Genomic DNA, 17,684 nt, shown 5'->3' with positions numbered 1-17,684 from the left:
AGCTCTCCCCATGAGTTATCCACAGCGTCATCCACACCTGAGGAAAAGACAGAAGATCTGTGGATAACCCTGTGGAGAGTTGACGCCGGTGTGATCAGGTGAGTTCCGCCGTACGGAGCAGGATCACCGCCGCCGCCAGCAGGAAAGCCACCGCGCAGGTCCCCCACTGGACCAGTGTGCGGGTCCTGCCGGCGGCGGGCGTGAGCATGCCCAGGCCCACCAGCGCACCGGTGACCAGGCCGCCCACGTGGGCCTGCCAGGACACGTTGAGGCCGCCGCCGAACGGTACGAAGGTCAGCACCAGCATCAGCACGACCATGACGATCACCGGCCGCATCTCGTACCGCAGCCGCCGCACCAGCACCACGGTGGCGCCGAGCAGGCCGAAGACGGCGCCGGACGCGCCGAGCGTGGGGGTGTTCGGGGCGGTCAGCAGATAGACGAGGGCGCTGCCGCCCAGGCCCGAGAGCAGGTAGACGGCGAGGTAGCGGGCCCGGCCCAGCGCGGCCTCCAGCGGGCCGCCGATCACCCACAGCGCGATCATGTTGCCGATGATGTGCCACCACTCGACGTGCAGGAACACCGAGCTCAGCAGGCGGTGGTACTCGCCGGTGGAAACCCCCTCGACGGGGCCGCCGAGGTATTCGACGTAGCGGCCGAGCAGCTCCAGGTGGACCACGACCGCCGGAGCGAGGAGGCCGACGAAGAACACGGCGGCATTGATGGCGATCAGGGTCTTGGTGACCAGCTGGGGGTCCGCGGCGACCATCCCGCCCGCCAGGGTGCGCGGTGCGTTCGCGGCCGGGCGGTGGCCGGTGCCGGAGCCCTCGCGGACGCATTCGGGGCACTGGAAGCCGACCGAGGCGCTGATCATGCACTCGGGGCAGATGGGGCGCTCGCAGCGGGTGCAGCGGATCCCCGTGTCGCGGTCCGGGTGGCGGTAGCAGCCCGGCAGACGGTCGGTGTCCATCGGTTCCCTCGATCAGCGGCGAGGCAGGCAGTGCGCCCCGCCGGTCCGGTATGCATGCAGGACGGACGGGCGGGGCGGAAAGGTTCCCGGAGCCAGGCCCGGCCTCGGGTCCGGGTCGGGTCCGCGGCCGAGACCGTCAGCGCTTCTCGACGACGACGGACTGGATGATCACGTCGTCCAGGGGCCGTTCGGTACGGGGGTTGGTGGGGCTGGCGGCGATGGCGTCCACGACCTTCTGGCTGGCCGGGTCGGTGACCTCGCCGAAGATGGTGTGCTTGCGCGTGAGCCAGGCGGTGGGCGCGACGGTGATGAAGAACTGCGAGCCGTTGGTGCCCGGGCCCGCGTTGGCCATGGCGAGCAGGTAGGGCTTGGTGAAGGCCAGGTCCGGGTGGAACTCGTCCGGGAACTGGTAGCCGGGGCCGCCGGTGCCGTTGCCCAGCGGGTCGCCGCCCTGGATCATGAAGCCGCTGATGACACGGTGGAAGACGGTGCCGTCGTACAGCGGGTCCGTGGTCTTCTGACCGTCCGTGGGGCGGGTCCATTCGCGGGCGCCCGTGGCGAGCTCGACGAAGTTCCGGACGGTCTTCGGAGCGAAGTTCTCCAGCAGCTCGATCTCGATGTCGCCGTGGGTGGTCTTCAGGGTGGCGTAGAGCTTCTCGGCCACGGATCTGCCTTCCATAGTCATCACTGTCGGTCCAGATGGTCGCACGGAGCGCTCCGCGGCACTGAAATCGTCCACCCGTATGCCCTGTCACGCATGCCGGTCAGCGATATGGCAGGCATGATCCGACAAAGGGTGGAAAGGTGAACTGTGTCCGCCACCGAGGAGGAGGATCCCGTGACCCGCAAGGACAGCGTGCGCCTGGCCGCCGAGAGCGCCAAGGAAACGGTGAGGCACGCGTCGGAAGTGGTCGCGCCGTACGCGGAAAGCGCCAAGGGCGCGGCGGTGCACTACGCGCAGGAGGCGAATGCGCTGCTGGCGCCGAAGGTGTCGCATGCGGCCCATGAGGCCGCGCGGCAGGCTCGTACGACGTACGGCTGCCATGTGCATCCCCGGATCAAGGCGGCGCGTGCGCACGTACCGCCCAATGTCGACCGGGCGGCGACCCGGGCCGTGAAGCAGACGCGCCGGGCGGCGCGGCAGGCCGCCGACTTCACACAGCCGCGGATCGAGAGCGCGATCGCGGCCGCCACGCCCGTGGCCGAGGAGACCGTGTCGCGGTCGGCGGCCGCGCTGGCGGCGCTGCGCGGCCAGGTGTCGGCCAAGGAGGTGCGCAAGCTGGTGCGCCGCCACGAGCGGCGGGCACGCCGCAACCGGGTGTTCAAGGGTGTCGCGGTGGTCGGCGTCCTGGCGGGCGGCGCCTTCGCCGCGTGGAAGTGGTGGGACCAGCAGTCGAATCCGGACTGGCTCGTGGAGCCGCCGGCGGCGACGGAGATGTCGCCGCAGGAGGGTGTTGCGGCGCGCAAGGAGGCTGCTGCGGCGACCTTCGAGGACGAGCTGGCGGAGAAGGAACGCGAGGCGGAATCGGGGTCGTCACCGGCGTCCGGTTCCGACGCGGGGCCGGGTCCGGAGGACAAGCAACTCTGAGCGAGGCGCCGGCCGAGACGCGCGGCGCAAGCAGTGGTAGCGGAAGGGGCCCGGATCCCCACAGGATCCGGGCCCCTTCCGCGTGCCGGCTCCTCAGCCGGGGAGGGTGAGGACCATGCCCGGCCGGACGAGGTCGGGGTTGGCGCCGATGACGCCCTTGTTCATGGCGTAGAGCTCACGCCAGCGGGCTTCGTTGCCGAGCTCGTCCCGGGCGATCGTGGCGAGCGAGTCGCCGGGCTTGACGGTGTACGTGCGCTTCTCGGCGGCGGCCGCCGGCTTGGGCATGGGGGCCGCCGGCACGGCCTTGTGCGCGGCCGAGTGCGGCGTGGGGGTGTGCGGGGCGCCCGGCGGCGGGGTGGCGGAGGCCGCGGGCTTCGGCAGCGGAGGCTTGGGGGTGGCGGGTACCGCCTTGTGCGCGGCGGACGAGGGGGTCGGCATCGCGGGGGCGGGCCTGGGCGGCGCGGTGGCCGCCATGCGATCGGCGGCGCCCTTGGTGGCCGAGGCGGCGTCGGCCGCCGAGCTCGCGGGAGGCTTCCCCACCGCGGCCGACTGCTGCTCCACCTGCTCCTTGGCCTTCTCGGCGGCCTCGTGTGCTTTCTTCTTGTCGGACTTCAGGAAGTCGAAGAGTCCCATGTGTGTACGCCTCCGGCGTGATGGTGCCCCCCTGGCTCGGTGCCTTCCCCCACTGTCGGACACGGGCCGCGGGGCGGCCGCGTGACAGGGCCGTCCGGGGGACGCGTGGCCCCTACACCTCCTTGGGACCGCGCCGGGAAGGGACCGGGAAGACACGGCGCGAGCATCGTGGGACACGATGGAGGAGAATGCTGTGATCATCAGACAGGCCGCGGAGCGGGTAGTGCTGGTCAGGCCCGGACCCGGGCTCGTACGGGCCGCGGTCGTGGCGGGCCTGGACGTCTGGGTGGTGACGGATCTCGGACCGTGGCCACCGGACGCGCGGCTTCCCGCCGAGCTGCCCCCGCAGCGGCTGCTCCGGGTGGATTTCGACGACGCGGCCGCGCTGCGCGCCCTGCTGACGGACACGGTCCTCAAGCACGGGATCGGCCACATCCTCCATCTCGCGAGCGATCTCGGGAGGGGCCTCGCCGGTGCGGCGGCGGCCGCCGCCGGGGAGGTGCTCCGGGACCTCTCCGCGAGCCACGAGCAGCCGGCGGGCCGGCTGCCGGACGCGGTGACGATCCGGCGGATCCTCAACCAGAGCCGGACCTCGGCCGTACGCGCCGAGGAAGCGCGGTCCCTCGCCGAGGCGCGCTCACTGGCGGAGGACTTCCCCTTGCCGGTGGTCATCAAGTCGGCTGACAAGTCCGGCTGTTGGTGGACCGTGCCGGTGCACGACCGGGCCGGACTCGACCGCTGGTCCGAACAGGCGGTCACCGCCCGGCATTCACCCCCCTATCTCGTCGAAGAGCTCTTGACCGGAGCCAAGTTCCATGTGGAGACGCTCACGGTCGACGGCATGCACCTGGTCGCCGACATCACCGCCGACGGGGACGCGGACGCGGCGCCGCTCCGCGACGCGGAGCAGGCGGGGATCCGGGCGACGGTGCGCGCCCTGCTGGATCTGGCCGGGTACGAATCGGGGACCACGCGGACGGATGTGCTGGTCACGGCACGCGGATCGCGGATCGCGGCGGCGCGGGAACCGGACCGGGAACAGGACCGGGAATCCGGCCGGGAACACCCCGGTAACGGCCGTTCCCGACCCACGGCCACGAGCGGTATCGAGAGGGGAACGGACCGGTAAGGGCCTCGACGAGTCTTTGTCCTGTCGAGAGCGGCCACCGCACCACACGGGAACCGCACACCGGGTACAAACAGGGGGTTCAACACATGCGCAGCAAGCTGGCTGGACTGATCGGGATCTTCGCGGCGACCCTGGCGATCGGAGCCGGCGTGACGGTCCACGCGGCGGACGCCGGTCAGCCCTCCGGGTACCAGGTGCTCGCGGACGACAAGGGCCCGACGCTCCCCTCGCCGGTCCCCGCCCCGTAAGTCGGCCGCTTGCCGCGCAGGACGCGGATGTGCCCCGCACCGGATTCCGGTGCGGGGCACATCCGCGTGCGGGTCAGTAGGTCCGGCGGTGCTCCGGCAGACCCATGAAGTCGAATAATTCCTCGGCCGCCGTACGGTGTCCGGCCGCCGCCGGGGAATCACCGAGCGCCTCGGCCGCATGGGCGAGCCCCACCAGCGCGGACGCCTCCTCGGCACGGAAGCTCATCGGCGCCGCGATCTTGTACGCATGGGTGTGGAGGTCCAGCGCCTCCTCGTGTTCCCCCCACATCATGTGGAGCTGACCGACGACGTTCGCGACTTTGGCGAGCCGGATCGGGGCACCGCTCGTTCGGCCGAGGACCAGGGCCCGCTCGGCGAACGCGCGCGCCTGCGAGCCGTCGCCCCGCTCCTGCGCGACCTGGGCGGACAGCGCGAGCACCAGGGCGACGTCCCCCGGCGACCTCGTCTCGTCGCACAGGTCACGGGCGCGCTTCAGGCTGGCGTCCGCGTCCGCGTGGTCCCCGAGGCCCACCTGGGCGAAGGCCAGATCGGTCAGGGCCATGATCTCGTTGCTGTGGTATCCGAGGTCGCGGCCGATCTCGATCGCCTGGCGGGCGGCGGCGGCCGCTTCCGGATAGCGTCCCCACCGCTCGTACAGCGTGCTGAGGCTGGTCAGGCTCTCGGCTTCCGTGCGCGGGTCGCCCAGCTCCCGGGCCACGGCCACGGCCCGCTCCAGCAGGGGCAGGGCCTCTCCGTACCTCCCGAGCATCGACAGCAGCAGCCCGATGGTCGATTCGCTGTGCCCCTCGGTGTTCCGGTCTCCGGCGCGAATCGCGGTGTCGCGCGCCTCCTTGGCCACCTCCAGCCCTTCCTCGAAGCGGCCGAGCTTCCAGCATGCAGCGCCCAGATTGGCCAGGCTGACGCTCAGCAGCGCCGGGTCGTCGAGCCGGCGGGCGGCGGCGACCGCGAGGTGCCCGACGCTCCAGAACTCGTCGAGCTGTCCGTGCGCGTTCAGGTGGAATCCGACATTGCGGCTCAGCCATGCCGCGTACCGGTCGTGACCGCACCGCTCGGCGAGGGACACGGCCGCGAGCAGCCCGGCCTGCTCCCGGTCGAACCACCGCACGGCCTCGTCCGCGTCCCTGAAGGACGGCAGTTCGCCCCGATAGGGCGGGATCCCGGTGGGCCGGCGCTCGCGGCCGGGGAAGAGCAGCTCGCAGGCGGCGTTCGAGGTCGTCAGGTAGTAGCCGAGCAGCCGCTCGACCGCCGCCGCGTCGTCGTCCGCCGTCGCCGGGCCCCGCAGGCTCTGGGCGAAGCTGCGCACCAGGTCGTGGAAGGTGTAGAGGCCGATGTCGGGCTGCCGGACCAGGTGGACGTCGAGCAGGAACTCCAGGGCGTCCTCGGCGTCGCGGACGGCGGTGCCGAGGAGCGCGGCCGCCGAGTGGACGTCGGTACCGGCGCACGGGTACAGGCTCAGGATGCGGAAGGCGGTGCGGTACTCCTCGTCCATCGCCAGGTACGACAGGCGCAGGGTGGCCGCGACGCTGCGCTCGCCCGAGCTCAGCTCGTCCATCCGGCGCGTCTCGTCGCGCAGCCGCTCGACCAGGTAACGCACCGTCCAGCGCGGCCTGTTGCGCAGTCGGGCGGTCGCGATCCGCAGGGCCAGCGGGAGGTGGCCGCACAGCTCGGCCAGTTCGGCGGACGCCTCCGGCTCGGCGGCCACCCGGGTCGTGCCGAGCGTCTCCGTCATCAGGCTGGTGCTGTCCTCGGGCTGCATCATCCCGATGGACACCCACTCGACGCCGTCGAGGTCCAGCAGCCGCCCCCGGCTCGTGATCAGGACCAGACAGCCGGGCGAGGCCGGCAGCAGCGGCCGGACCTGCGCTGCGTCGACCGCGTTGTCGAGCAGGAGCAGCATCCGCCGGCCGTCCAGCTTCGAGCGCCAGAGGGTGGTGCGTCCCTCCAGGTCCTCCGGGATGCGGTCGCCGGGCGTACCGAGCGTCCGCAGCAGGCTGTCGAGGGCGGTGGCGGGCGCCACGGGCTTCCCGCCCGGGGTGAATCCGTGCAGGTCGATGTGGAGCTGCCCGTCCGGATACCGCCCGGCCAGGTGGTGGGCGGCCCGTACCGCCAGGGAGGTCTTGCCCATGCCGCCCATGCCGTCGAGGGCCACGATCCGGGAGTGCCGCTCGCCGCCCCGGCCCTCGCCCTGTACGTAGTCGAACAGTTCGGCCAGCTCCTTGGCACGGCCGGTGAAGTCGGGCAGGTCGTACGGCAGGGTGCACGGGGCATCGGCCGAGGTGGGCGGCGTGGCCCGTGGCTGCGTCTGCGTGTGCGTCTGTGCCTGTGCCTGTGCCTGCGTCTGTGCCTGTGCCTGCGGCGGCTCGGGAACCAGTTCCCCGAGAGCCGGCGGCTGGGAAGCCGCGGCCTCGGGCACCGGGCGTACGGCCGCGACCGGCTCGGGCTCCGGCCGTACGGGAACGACCGGCTCGGGCACGGCCCGTACGGGAGCCGGGCGCTCGGGAGCGGCCAGCTCGGGGCTGTCCCGCAGGATCGCCTCGTACAGCTTGGCCAGCCGGGGTCCCGGGTCGATGCCGAGCTCGTCGACGAGCAGCTCGCGCACCTCGCCGTACTCCTTGAGCGCCTCGGCCTGCCGCCCGGAGCGGTACAGGGCGAGCATCAGCTGACCGCGGAGGGTCTCCCTCAGCGGGTGCTGGGTGATCAGCGCGCGTAGCGCGGAGACGAGCTCGCCGCTCTCACCCAGTGCGAGGCACAGGTCGAAGAGCTGCTCGGCCGCGGCCAGTCGGCGTTCCTCCAGCGCGGTCGCCGCTGCCTCGATCACCGGGCCGCCCGCGCCGGACAGCACGGAGCCGCGCCACAGGGCGAGGGCGGTCCGCAGGGCTTCGGTGGCCGGGAACTGCCGGCCCTCCCTCAGGGCCTGACCCGCCGCCTTGATGAGTGCGTCGAACTCCAGGAGGTCAACCTGGTCGTCCGTCACCACCACGCGGTATCCGGGCCCATCGGTGGCGATCACCGTGTTGCCGGTCGGTATGCGCCGCCGCAGGTCGGCGACGGCCTTGCGTACCTGGTGCGCCGCGGTCACCGGCGGGTCCTTCTCCCAGGTCGCCTCGACGAGTCGCGCGACGGGCACCACCCGGCCGGCTTCGAGAAGGAGCATGCAGAGGACCCGTTCCTGAATCGCTCCCCCCAGCCTCAGCCGTACGTCGTCGATCCAGCCTTCGAGCGAGCCCAGCACGTTGAAACGCAGCCGGCCCCCCGCAGGGTCCACCCCGCGTCTCTCTCCAGAATCCGCATCCGCCCCCGGCATCGGACAACCACCCCCATTGACAACCCCCCTGGCGAGATCACGTCAACCGGATCATAGGGGTTCCCCCTAGCGCGCGGTAAGCATCCGGTAGCGGATCGGGAAGCACGAAACGGAAGCTTCAGCGGCAGGCCTGAGCAGGCGGCGACCAGAGCGAGTGCCAAAGGAGCAGAGTGTGGGAAGACTGGAGAGACCACTGGCCCCCGATGCCGGACCAGTCACCGCGTTCGCCCGCGAGTTGCGCAGGTTGCGGGCCGCGGCGGGCAGTCCCGGCTACCGCGACATGGCCACGCGGGCCATGTTCTCCGCCTCGGTTCTCTCCGACGCGGCCGCGGGCTACCGCCTCCCGACCCTTCAGGTGGCCCTCGCCTTTGCGGAGGCCTGTGGTGGGGACCGCGCCAGCTGGGAGCGCCGCTGGCACGAGGCGGCACGCGCCGAGGGCGATGACGGCACGCCCCGCCCGGCGGGCAAGGCCGTACAGCAGCACCAGGAGAACGAGCTGCGCGCCGCCGACGTGCGCGCCGTGCTGCCCGCGCCGGCCCAGTTGCCGATGGAGCCGCACCCCCTGGTCGGACGGGGCGAAATGCTCCAGCGCGCCAGGGCCCTGACCGCCCCCTCCTACGGGGAACAGCGCGCCTCGGCCCCGCTCGTGATCAGCGGGCAGGTCGGCGCGGGCAAGACGGCCTTCGCGCTGCGGCTCGCCCACGAACTGGCGGTGAACCTGCCCGACGGCCAGCTGTACGCGAACCTGGACCCGGCCGCGGACGGGCGCAAGGACGCCGCCGGTATCGCGGGCGGCTTCCTGGAGGCGCTCGGCATCCCCGCCGAACGCATCCCCAACGACCCCGGGCAGCGGATCGGCCTGTACCGCTCGCTGCTCAACCGGCGCCGGATCCTCGTGGTGCTCGACGGCGTGCAGCACGAGCGCCAGGTACGGGAACTCCTCACGGCCGCGCCCGAGAGCCGCATCGTCATCACCAGCCGCTCACGGCTGCTCGGCCTCGACGGAGTGAGCCGGATGCGGCTGCCCGCTTTGGACCGGGACGAGTCGATGGAGCTGCTCGCCCAACTGCTGGGCGGGGACCGCGTCGGCACCGAGCCGCGCGCCTGCCTGCGCCTCGCCGACGCCTGCGGGGACCTGCCGCTCGCGCTGAACCTGGCCGGCCGGCGCATCGCCGCACGGCCCGAGTGGATGCTCCAGGACGCCGTGTCCGAGCTGCTCGGCGAGGGGCGGCCGGAGCCCGGCCGGTTCCTGGGCCGGCTCCAGGTCGGGGACGACGCCCTGAGCGTCCGCCTGGAGAGCGCCTACCGGCTGCTGACGCCGTGGGCCCGCCTGATGCTGCGCCAGTTCGCCGTCTCCGAGAACCCTCCCTCGGTGGACAACGTCGTGTACGAGTCCACGGACGCCCTGGCCGTCCTGGTGGAACGGTCCGCGCAACCGGTGGAGGACCTCCTCGAACGCCTCCTCGACGCGGGTCTGCTCGACCACTCCGACCTGCCGGGGCAGTACGGTCTGACGCCCATGGCCCGGGCGTTCGCGCTGACCCAGCCGGACCCGACGGACGAGGAAGCGCCGCCCCCGGCGCGCGCCGGGGGACAGGCCCACGCGCGGGTGTCGAGGTAGCACACCGGGCCGCTCATGGCGCGGCGTCCTTCCTCGTGCCGTGGGTGATCGTGAGGTAGAGGTGTTCGTCGAGGATCTTGGCCAGGGACACGTCGGGCCTGCCGAGATCGGCGCACAGGGCCGCCTCGCGCGGACCGCCGCCCTCCGCGAGCGCCGCGCGCGCCCAGGCCCGGCCGGTCCGCAGGTGGCGGGCGAAGGCGGCCCCGTCCCGGACCCCGTAGAGCCGGTCCGCGATGGCCGCGTCCCAGGGCATGACGGAGGCGGGCCGCAGGGCGTACAGCGCCTTGGAGGCGGCGGTCGGGCCGAGGCTGCGGCGGCCGATCGGCAGCGCCGCCAGCTCCTCGTAGGCCCGGGCGAACCGGGTGATCTCGCGCGGGGTGAGCTGGGCCAGCGGCGCGTCCGGCAAGGGGTGTCGCCCCCACCATGCCGCGAGGCCCGCGCCGAACAGGTCGGGCTCGCCCTCGCGCGGGTAGCGGATCCGGCAGCCCCACGAGTTCAGCCAGCGGTGCAGGGCGGTCCGGTGGCCGGCGACGGTGAGGTCGAGGCCGGGCCGGGTCTCCTCGCGCAGCGCCAGCCAGCTCCGGTCCACATTGGCGAACCCGTTGAACACCTCGGCCGAGGCCCGTAGTGCGGCCAGGGACGGAGCGGGGGGAGACGGCTGCGCCGCGGCCGGCTCCAGGTGCTCGCGGGCGACCCGGGCCGGCACCACCATCCGCCAGGCCTCGGTGACCAGTTCCGTCAGCTCGTCGAGGTCCAGGGCCGGCAGCCTGGCCTCCACCCAGTGGAACCGCAGATCGGACTCACGGGGCAGGAAGAACTTCGCGGGTTCGGCGGCGACGAGCGCCGCCCGCTCCTCCTTGGGGAAGGCGAAGCCCAGTTCGGTCTCGTCCCGGGACAGGGCGAGATAGACGATCTTGCCGATCCGGAACTTCACCCGGTCCCGGATCAGGTGCTCCTCGGTCCTCGGCAGGCCGAGCGCGAGCCGCCGTACGTCCTCCACCGTGACCACCGTTTCCTCCTTCACTCACGGCCGCCGGCTCACAGACCCGCGAGGTGCGGGGTCCGGACGTCCAGCGGTGGTCCGTCGAGCGCACCGAGGCCGGTCAGCGACGGAGTCCTGCCGGTCAGCCGGTCGGCGAGCGACCGGGCGATGAGCGGCGCGAACTTGAAGGATGTGCCACCGCAGGCCGCGTACGCGTAAGCGGCGCCGCCGAGGGCGACGAGCAGCGGGCCGCCGGTCTCGGTGAAGGCCGTGTAGTAGGCGTCCTTGGCGGCGGTGACCCAGGCCGGGCCGAAGCCGGGCAGGATGTCGCCGAACTCCTTCTCCAGCCGGCGCTGCCAGTACGGGTCGGTGGCGTGGTCGGTGAGTTCGTCGACCACGCGGCAGGCGGTGGCCGAGGTGAGCTTGAGGGCCGTGCCCGCCACCGGTGGGATCAGCCAGGCACCGCCCTTGGTGCCGAGGGCCGGGATGGCCGGAGTGGCCGCCCAGGCCTGCGCCTGCTGCCGGGGCACCCGGCAGTAGAGGAGGGACTGCCGGTACAGGGTCAGCCGCTCGGCGATGCTCTGCGGCAGCAGGTCCCGGGACCAGGGCCCCACCGCCACGAGCACCGCGTCACCGCGCAGCACCCGCCCGTCGACCAGCCGTACGCTGCCGCTCTCGCCGTCCACGGCGGTCACGGCCCGGTGCTCGATCAGCTCGATGCCCCGCTGCCACTTCAGCCAGCCGACGCAGGCCGTGAGGACCCGTTCGGCGAGCAGGACCCCGGCCTCGTCCTCGAGCACCGCGCCGAGACCGCCGCCCACGTGCAGGTGCGGATAGCGGTCGGACAGGCCGGCCGCGGTCAGCTCCCTGGCGCTGCCCCCGGCGTTGCCGAGCAGCGCCGCCGCGTCCGCCGCCGCCGCGGGCGGCAGCACGGTGAGCGCGCCGACCTGCTCGTAGAAGCGGGTCAGGAACAGCTCTTCCAGTTCGACCCAGCGGCGGTGCGCACGCAGCGCGGCCGCCGTGGTCCGCGGGTCCTCGGGGTGCAGGGCCCGCAGGATCCGGTGCTGGTCGAAAGAGGTGGCTCTGCTGTGCGGGATGGGGCCCTGGTCCACCACCGTGACCTTGTGCCCTTCGAGTACGCACTCGACTGCCGTGAGCAGGGCGATCACACCGCCGCCCACTACCGTCACCCTCGCCGACATCACCCACCTCCCTTCAGTTTTCCGTGAGCCGACGTGTCAGCTGCCGAGGACGATCGTGGTCAGTGCGGCGGCCTTGGCGAGGGACTCCTCGCAGCCGGGCCAGTCGTCGCCGGCGCAGATCACGTTGGCGTACCTGCTGAGGTAGCCCTCCGGGGGCAGCAGCAGCGAGACGCCGGGCTCCACCATCACGTTCGCCTCCAGCAGCCCCGGTACGTCCGGGGCGGCCGGCACGTCGACCGATCGGACGGTGCCGTTCTCGTGCGGGTAGAGGAAGCGGATCCCCACCGTGCGGGACAGGGTCGGCGTCCACTCGGGGCGGACGCCGGCCGCCACCTCCACGGCCAGTTCGCCCGGCTCCACCCCGGTGGCGAGACTGCCGAGGTACGGGATGAGGTCCCCGCCCAGCCGGGCGTTCACCTCGATGATCACCGGTCCGCGGGTGGTGAGCTTCACCTCCGTGTGCGTGATCCCGTACCCGACTCCCAGTTCGCGGTGGGCGGCCTTGAGGACGCGCAGCAGCTCCTCGTCGGCCAGCAGCGGGTCGGTGGCGCTGACCACGTGTCCGGTCTCCTCGAAGTAGGGCGCCAGGCCCACTTCCTTGTGCGCGAGGAAGAGCGGGGTGTAGCCGCCGTCGAAGACCACTCCGTCGATGCTGATCTCGGGGCCCATGACGCACTCCTCGACCAGCACCCCGCCTTCGTACGCGAGGCTTCCGCCGCGGCTGGCGGCGTCCGCCACCTCGAAGGCCGGACGGATCGCCTCGGGCCCGTCGACCCGGATGACGCCGATGCTCGCCCCCATGCCGCGAGGCTTGAGCACGACCGGGTATCCGAAGGAGTCGGCCGTCGCGAGCGCCTCATCGGCGTCGGTCACGTAGGCGAAGTGCGGCTGGGGCAGTCCGGCGGCGGTCAGCAGTTGCCGGGTGTTGTGCTTGTTGCGGCAGTTGTCCGCACCGCGCGCGGTCAGTCCGGGCAGTCCGAGCCGCTCGGCTATGAGGGCGGTGGTCACCACGAGCGTCTCGTCGTAACTGAACACCCCCACCACCCGGTGCTCGGCGGCCACCGCCTCGGCGGCGCTGATCAGCCCCTCCTGGTCGGGCACCAGCCGTTCCCGGTCGAGCAGTTCAACCGTGGTGGAGCCGAGTACGTACGGCTCCTGCCAGGTCGGCGGGGCAGCGTCCAGGATCCATATCGGGCGTTTGCGGGCCGCGCCCGCCAGGAGGTACTCGCGGTAGGCGCGCTGTCCGCTGCCGACCAGGATCACCACGCCGTCATCGGTCGTCTTGGCGTCATCAGTCATCTTCGTCACCTCGCGGAGGGGGTAAGGACCCGGTGCCCGGCCGTCGAGATCGCCGCGACCTGCGGCGTGGCGATGGCGAGGTAGTCGGGGGTGGACAGGGCCACGGAGCGGTCCAGGCGGGCCGCGTTGAAGTAGATCTCCTCGGTGAGGAGCAGGTCCTCGTCGACGACGAGGTGCAGATCGGGGTGGAAGCTCAGCGGCATCACCGTGCCGCAGACGCTGCCGGCCAGGCGTTCGGCGATCTCGGGCGTGGCGAAGGCCGTCCTGCCCCCGCCGACCAGCGAGGCGACCGCGTCGAGGTCGACCTGCCGGTCACCGGGCACCACCGCGAGCACGTACTTGCCGACCCGCTTGGTGATGCTGACGCGGACGATGATGCACTTGGCGGCCTGCTCCAGCGGATGGCCGCGCAGCACGCTCGCCAGGTCCGTCCGGCCCTCGGCGGGGTGGTCGATCAGCCGGTAGCGGGCCTGGTGCCCGTCGAGGAGGTCGATCAGCCTCTGGTACATCACCGCACCTCGCCGACGTAGTGCCAGTCCTCGGGGTTGATCAGCCCGAACGGGTTGACCGGGGCCACGCCCTGGAGGTTCTTGGCCACCTCCAGCAGGCGGAAGGGGAAGTTCGGCATCCAGATCACCGGGACCTGCTGCGCGATGTAGTCCTGGTAGGCGTAGAGGTCCTCCAGGTCGTCGCTGACGACCGTGCGCGCGATCAGCTCGTCCGCCTTCGGGTCGCTGTAGCTGCCGAAGTTGACCGAGGAACCGGTCGAGTAGAGGGCTTCTCCGGTCGGGTAGAAGCCGGGACCGTAACCCCAGCCGCCGTTCCAGTCGCTGAACTCCCACAGGCAGGGGCTGTCGGGGCCCGGGGTGCAGGTGGTGTCCTCCAGGACCAGCACGCTCGCCTCGACCTCGGTCAGCACGATCTCGATGCCGGCCTGCGCGGCGTCGGCCGCGAACTTGCGCATGACCTCGGTCAGCGTCTCGTGCCCCTTGGCGTACCGCATCGAGAACCGCAGCGGGGTCCCGGCCGGGATGCCCTCACCCGCCTCGCCGGGTCCGGTCCCCTCGCGCACGCAGACCGCCGGGGTGGTGCTGGTGTCCCACCCGTTCTCGGCGAGGAAGCGCCGGGCCCGGTCGATGTCGAAGGGGTACGGGTCGTGGTGCGCGCCCGGCGAGAGCAGCGGGCTGTCCGGCAGGGCCGGGATCGGCCCGGTGGTCGGATAGCCGTATCCCTTGTAGACGTCGCGGATGGCGCCCCGGGAGTCGAGGCTGGACTGCAGCGCCTGGCGGAAGTAGAGCTGCTTGAAGATCTTTCCCGCGACCGTCGGGTTGTTGAAGTTGATCGGGAAGTAATGGATCTTGTAGGTGAGCTGGGGAACGAGGTCGTAGTGCTCGCCGAGCGGATTGGGCCCGCCCAGCTGGGGGTCCTCGGCCGGCTCGGTGACCTCGTCGAAGGGCAGGAAGCCGATCTGCACGCCGTCGGCGGCATCGGGGCCGCGACGGAGCATCTCGTACTGGTCGGTGTCCGAGGCGGTCGGCACCAGCCGGAACTCGTCGAGGTAGGGCTTGTTGGGGCCGGAGTAACTCTCGTTGGGCACCAGGACGGCCTCTCCCGAGGTGCCGTCGATCGTGTAACTGCTCAGCTTCCAGGGACCGTTGACCACGCTCCACACCGGACTGGTGTCCCAGCCCTTGCGCTCGTCGTTGCAGGCCCGCAGGTAGGCGTAGACCGCGGAGGCCTGGGCCGGGTCGTGGGTGGCGTCGGCCGGCCGGTCGTCACCCGTGCGGTCCCAGGCCCTGGGCAGCGGGGTGATGGTGCTGAACTGGTTCATCAGCACCCAGTTGTGCGAGTAGGCGCGGTCGAAGGTGAAGCTGACCTTGTCCTCGGCGACCTTCTCGTAGCCGGCCAGGTTGTCCGGGAAGAAGCCCGGCGTGTAGCCGCCGAAGCTGTCCTTCTCGGCCTCCAGCAGGTGCATCCACAGCATCACGTTGTCGGCGTTGACCGTCTCGCCGTTCGACCACCGGTAGGGCTTGACCGTGATCGTCGCCGTGAGCCCGTCCTCGCTCCACTCCGGGGGCTCGGCGAGGCTGCGCTCGTAGTCCACCGTCGGCTGCCCGCCGGAGCCGTACCAGTACAGCGGGCGGTACATCAGCGTCTGGAACTCGTGCAGGTTGGCCACCCCGTAGTACTCGCCGGGGGTGAACGGGAAGATGAAGACCGGGCTGAAGCCGCTGGTGCAGGCCCAGGTCACGCTGCCCCCGCGGAGCGGGGTGGTGGGCGGGGTCATCTCGGTACCTCCTCCAGTGCGGACTCGCCGCTTGCCGACCGGGCTCCGTAGCGCTCCCAGCGCTCGTTGAGCCGGATCCGTCCGTCGTCGAGGAACTCGGGGGTGCTCCAGCACCTCCCGGCGATCACTTCGCCGTCCGCGAGCACCATCGTGTAAGCGAATTCGAGCTTCCCGTCGGGCTTCACGCACCCGGTCAGCGCGCCCCTGCGGACGTCGCCGCCGTCGAAGTCCGCCCAGAGCAGGTCGCCTTCCTGGCGGTACCGGCCGATGGGGGCGTCCTCGTCCGACGGGTAGCCGGTGTTGCGGAATCTTCTGCCGTCGTAGTCGATCACCGGTGTCGTATCTCCTGAGTGATGCACTTGACCGCGCCGCCGGCCTTCAACAGTTCCGACATGTCCACGCCGTGCGGCTCGAAGCCGCGCTCGCGCAGTTCACCGATCAGGTGGGTGGCGGTCTCGGTCAGGACCACGTTCAGTCCGTCGCTCACCGCGTTCAGGCCGAAGGCGTCGGCATCGTCCCGGGTGGCGAGGATCGCGTCCGGGTAGATCTCCCGCAGCACGTCCTGGCTCTCTTCGGAGAAGGCGGCGGGGTAGTAGGCCACGAGGTCGTCGTCGAGGACGCACAGCGCGGTGTCCAGGTGGTAGAAGCGGGGGTCGGTCAGGGTCAGGCCGACCACCGGCAGGCCGAAGAAGGCGCGGAGCTCATCGAGCGCGAAGGGGTCGCTGCGGAATCCCGAGCCGGCCAGGATCCGCCCGCCGGCGGGGGCGAAGTCCCCCTCGCCCTCGTTGACGTGCTCCGGGACGAGGACCTCGCCGTAGCCGCGGTCCTCGAACCAGGTCCGGTACGCGTCGGCCTCGGCCGCCCGTTCCTGATGGCGGAACCTGGCGATCAGCGCCTTGTCGTCGATCACGGTGGCGCCGTTGGCGGAGAACACCATGTCCGGCAGACCCTCGACCGGGTCGATGAAGGAGACCTCGTGGCCGAATCCGAGGTAGAGGTCCCGGACCCGCTCCCACTGGGCCAGCGCGAGCTCGGCGTCCATCGGCTTGTCCGGGTTCATCCACGGGTTGATCGCGTAGCTCACCTCGAAGTGGGTGGGCCGGCACATCAGGTAGTGGCGCTTCGTGGTCCGCCGCCGCGTGGACTCAGCCATGCTCCGGCCTCATCTCCGTACGGATCTTGGTGGCCAGCACGTGGGCGGTGGTCAGCGCCTCCGTCAGGGAGGTGCCGGTGGCGCCGAGGAAGCCGAGGATGGTGTTGCCCGCCGGCGGACGCTTGATGACGGTCCCCGGGGTGGCCGTGATCTTGAGGAAGAAGACCGCGGGGTCCTGCGCGACCTCGGCCGGCACGTCGATCGACTCGACCGTGCCCGCTCCGCTGATCAGGCACATCGCGGCCGTGTGCACGGACGTCGGGGAGTAGTGCGAGACGTCGGGCCGGGCGCCCCGGGCCACGTCCACCACGCACTGGATGGGATCGTGGCCGGCGCTGATCCGCGCCATGTGGTCGAGACCGCCGCCGCCGGGACGGATCGCGATCTCCAGGATGAACGGCGCGCCCTGGTGGAAGCGCACTTCGGCGTGGAGCACGGACCGGCGCAGCCCCTGGGCGTGCGCGGCGTCCCGGACCACCTCGTGGACCGCGGCCACCTGCTCCTCGGTCAGGGCGCTCGGCGCGTGGTGGACGTCGTCGTCGAAGGTGCCGCTCTCGACGGTGATCCGGTCCACGATCGAGCCGAGGTACACCTCTCCGTCCCAGGCCAGCGCCTCGATGAGGTGCTCGTGGCCGTCGAGGTAGCCCTCGACGATGATCCCGTTCGGACCCAGGTCCAGGCCGTCGGCCTCCATCAGCGCCCAGGTCATGGTCTCGATGCCCCAGGTGGCGTCCGCGAAGCGGGCGCGCATCTCCTCGGCATCGTCGACCTTGAAGACGAAGTTGCTGGCCGCGCCCAGGGTCGGCTTGAGGATCAAGGGATAGCCGAGCTCCTCACCGGCGGCCAGCGCCGCCTCGACGTCCGGGGCGTAGCGGAAGCCGGGGTGCGCCGCGCTGCCGCGCTCGTGCGCCTGGCGCATCAGCAGCTTGTTGCGGCTGGTGCGGGCGGCCTCGAAGCCGATGCTCGGCAGGCCGAGCGCCTCGGCGACGACCGCCACCGTGACGACCCCGGACTCCGAGAAGGTCAGGACCCCCTCGAACTCCTCCTCCGCGTGCCAGACCTTGGCGGCCGTGACGATGTCCTCGATGTGCTTGGATCCGGCGATCCGGTACCGCTCCGCGTCCCAGAAGTCCTCGGTGCCTATGCCGTTGAGGACGTAGACCTGCGCTCCGCGCTCCTCGATCTGCTGGTAGCGGGACTTGTAGTAGGTGGCGTTCTGACTGGCCTCGATGGCGAGCAGCTTCATC

General features: G+C 71.6%; 16 protein-coding genes. 4 read left to right on the top strand and 12 right to left on the bottom strand.

Annotated features, from left to right (window positions below; all coding sequences use genetic code 11):
• Positions 1-94: 94 nt before the first annotated feature.
• Positions 95-970, bottom strand: coding sequence for a rhomboid family intramembrane serine protease (locus ACZ4TV_RS06105; protein WP_468131172.1), 876 nt, complete (start codon positions 968-970; stop codon positions 95-97).
• Between the two features lie 136 nt (positions 971-1,106).
• The gene (locus ACZ4TV_RS06100) at positions 1,107-1,634 is read right to left on the bottom strand and encodes a peptidylprolyl isomerase (RefSeq protein ID WP_468131460.1); all 528 of its coding nucleotides are present in this window, start codon (positions 1,632-1,634) and stop codon (positions 1,107-1,109) included.
• A 174-nt stretch (positions 1,635-1,808) separates the two neighbouring features.
• Here ACZ4TV_RS06100 and ACZ4TV_RS06095 point away from each other — a divergent pair, with 174 nt between their 5' ends.
• Positions 1,809-2,558: a DUF5324 family protein gene (locus tag ACZ4TV_RS06095; protein ID WP_468131170.1), complete on the top strand. Its 750-nt coding sequence runs from the start codon at positions 1,809-1,811 to the stop codon at positions 2,556-2,558.
• A 93-nt stretch (positions 2,559-2,651) separates the two neighbouring features.
• On the opposite strand, the gene ACZ4TV_RS06090 is transcribed toward ACZ4TV_RS06095, so the two are convergent.
• On the bottom strand, positions 2,652-3,191 hold the full coding sequence (locus ACZ4TV_RS06090) for a LysM peptidoglycan-binding domain-containing protein (protein WP_468131168.1): 540 nt from the start codon (positions 3,189-3,191) through the stop codon (positions 2,652-2,654).
• Positions 3,192-3,384: 193 nt separating this feature from the next.
• On the opposite strand from ACZ4TV_RS06090, the gene ACZ4TV_RS06085 reads away from it, so the two are divergent.
• Both ACZ4TV_RS06085 and ACZ4TV_RS06080 read left to right on the top strand, forming a co-directional pair.
• Positions 3,385-4,320: an ATP-grasp domain-containing protein gene (locus ACZ4TV_RS06085; protein WP_468131165.1), complete on the top strand. Its 936-nt coding sequence runs from the start codon at positions 3,385-3,387 to the stop codon at positions 4,318-4,320.
• A gap of 86 nt (positions 4,321-4,406) precedes the next feature.
• Positions 4,407-4,568, top strand: a complete 162-nt coding sequence (locus ACZ4TV_RS06080) for a hypothetical protein (protein WP_468131163.1) — start codon at positions 4,407-4,409, stop codon at positions 4,566-4,568.
• 73 nt (positions 4,569-4,641) lie between these two features.
• Here ACZ4TV_RS06080 and ACZ4TV_RS06075 read toward each other — a convergent pair whose 3' ends face one another.
• The gene (locus tag ACZ4TV_RS06075; protein ID WP_468131161.1) at positions 4,642-7,854 is read right to left on the bottom strand and encodes an AfsR/SARP family transcriptional regulator; all 3,213 of its coding nucleotides are present in this window, start codon (positions 7,852-7,854) and stop codon (positions 4,642-4,644) included.
• A gap of 211 nt (positions 7,855-8,065) precedes the next feature.
• Between ACZ4TV_RS06075 and ACZ4TV_RS06070 the strand changes: the two genes are divergently transcribed.
• Positions 8,066-9,514: an NB-ARC domain-containing protein gene (locus tag ACZ4TV_RS06070; RefSeq protein ID WP_468131159.1), complete on the top strand. Its 1,449-nt coding sequence runs from the start codon at positions 8,066-8,068 to the stop codon at positions 9,512-9,514.
• A gap of 13 nt (positions 9,515-9,527) precedes the next feature.
• On the opposite strand, the gene ACZ4TV_RS06065 is transcribed toward ACZ4TV_RS06070, so the two are convergent.
• The 8 genes from ACZ4TV_RS06065 to ACZ4TV_RS06030 are packed head-to-tail and all read right to left on the bottom strand — an operon-like array spanning position 9,528 to position 17,683.
• Positions 9,528-10,523 (bottom strand): MmcQ/YjbR family DNA-binding protein, encoded by a 996-nt coding sequence (locus ACZ4TV_RS06065; RefSeq protein WP_468131157.1) that lies wholly within the window; start codon positions 10,521-10,523, stop codon positions 9,528-9,530.
• A 29-nt stretch (positions 10,524-10,552) separates the two neighbouring features.
• Positions 10,553-11,698, bottom strand: coding sequence for an NAD(P)/FAD-dependent oxidoreductase (locus tag ACZ4TV_RS06060; RefSeq protein ID WP_468131155.1), 1,146 nt, complete (start codon positions 11,696-11,698; stop codon positions 10,553-10,555).
• Positions 11,699-11,734: 36 nt separating this feature from the next.
• Positions 11,735-12,997 (bottom strand): ATP-grasp domain-containing protein, encoded by a 1,263-nt coding sequence (locus tag ACZ4TV_RS06055; protein ID WP_468131153.1) that lies wholly within the window; start codon positions 12,995-12,997, stop codon positions 11,735-11,737.
• 5 nt (positions 12,998-13,002) lie between these two features.
• Entirely contained in the window at positions 13,003-13,506 is a 504-nt protein-coding gene (locus tag ACZ4TV_RS06050) for a YbaK/EbsC family protein (RefSeq protein ID WP_468131151.1), read from the bottom strand.
• Entirely contained in the window at positions 13,506-15,284 is a 1,779-nt protein-coding gene (locus tag ACZ4TV_RS06045) for an ABC transporter substrate-binding protein (protein WP_468131149.1), read from the bottom strand. The genes ACZ4TV_RS06050 and ACZ4TV_RS06045 overlap by 1 nt, the downstream gene beginning before the upstream one ends.
• A complete protein-coding gene (locus tag ACZ4TV_RS06040; protein ID WP_468131147.1) occupies positions 15,281-15,616 on the bottom strand; it encodes an avidin-fold protein in 336 nt (111 codons plus the stop codon). The genes ACZ4TV_RS06045 and ACZ4TV_RS06040 overlap by 4 nt, the downstream gene beginning before the upstream one ends.
• Positions 15,613-16,437 (bottom strand): dimethylargininase, encoded by an 825-nt coding sequence (ddaH, locus tag ACZ4TV_RS06035; RefSeq protein ID WP_468131145.1) that lies wholly within the window; start codon positions 16,435-16,437, stop codon positions 15,613-15,615. Before ddaH ends, ACZ4TV_RS06040 begins: the two co-directional genes overlap by 4 nt.
• On the bottom strand, positions 16,430-17,683 hold the full coding sequence (locus tag ACZ4TV_RS06030; RefSeq protein WP_468131143.1) for an ATP-grasp domain-containing protein: 1,254 nt from the start codon (positions 17,681-17,683) through the stop codon (positions 16,430-16,432). Before ACZ4TV_RS06030 ends, ddaH begins: the two co-directional genes overlap by 8 nt.
• Position 17,684: the final 1 nt, after the last annotated feature.

The sequence above is a fragment of the Streptomyces sp. NPDC028910 genome (assembly GCF_055564955.1).
Note: the sequence above shows the minus strand (reverse complement) of the source record. Positions and strands in the feature narration are given on the sequence as shown.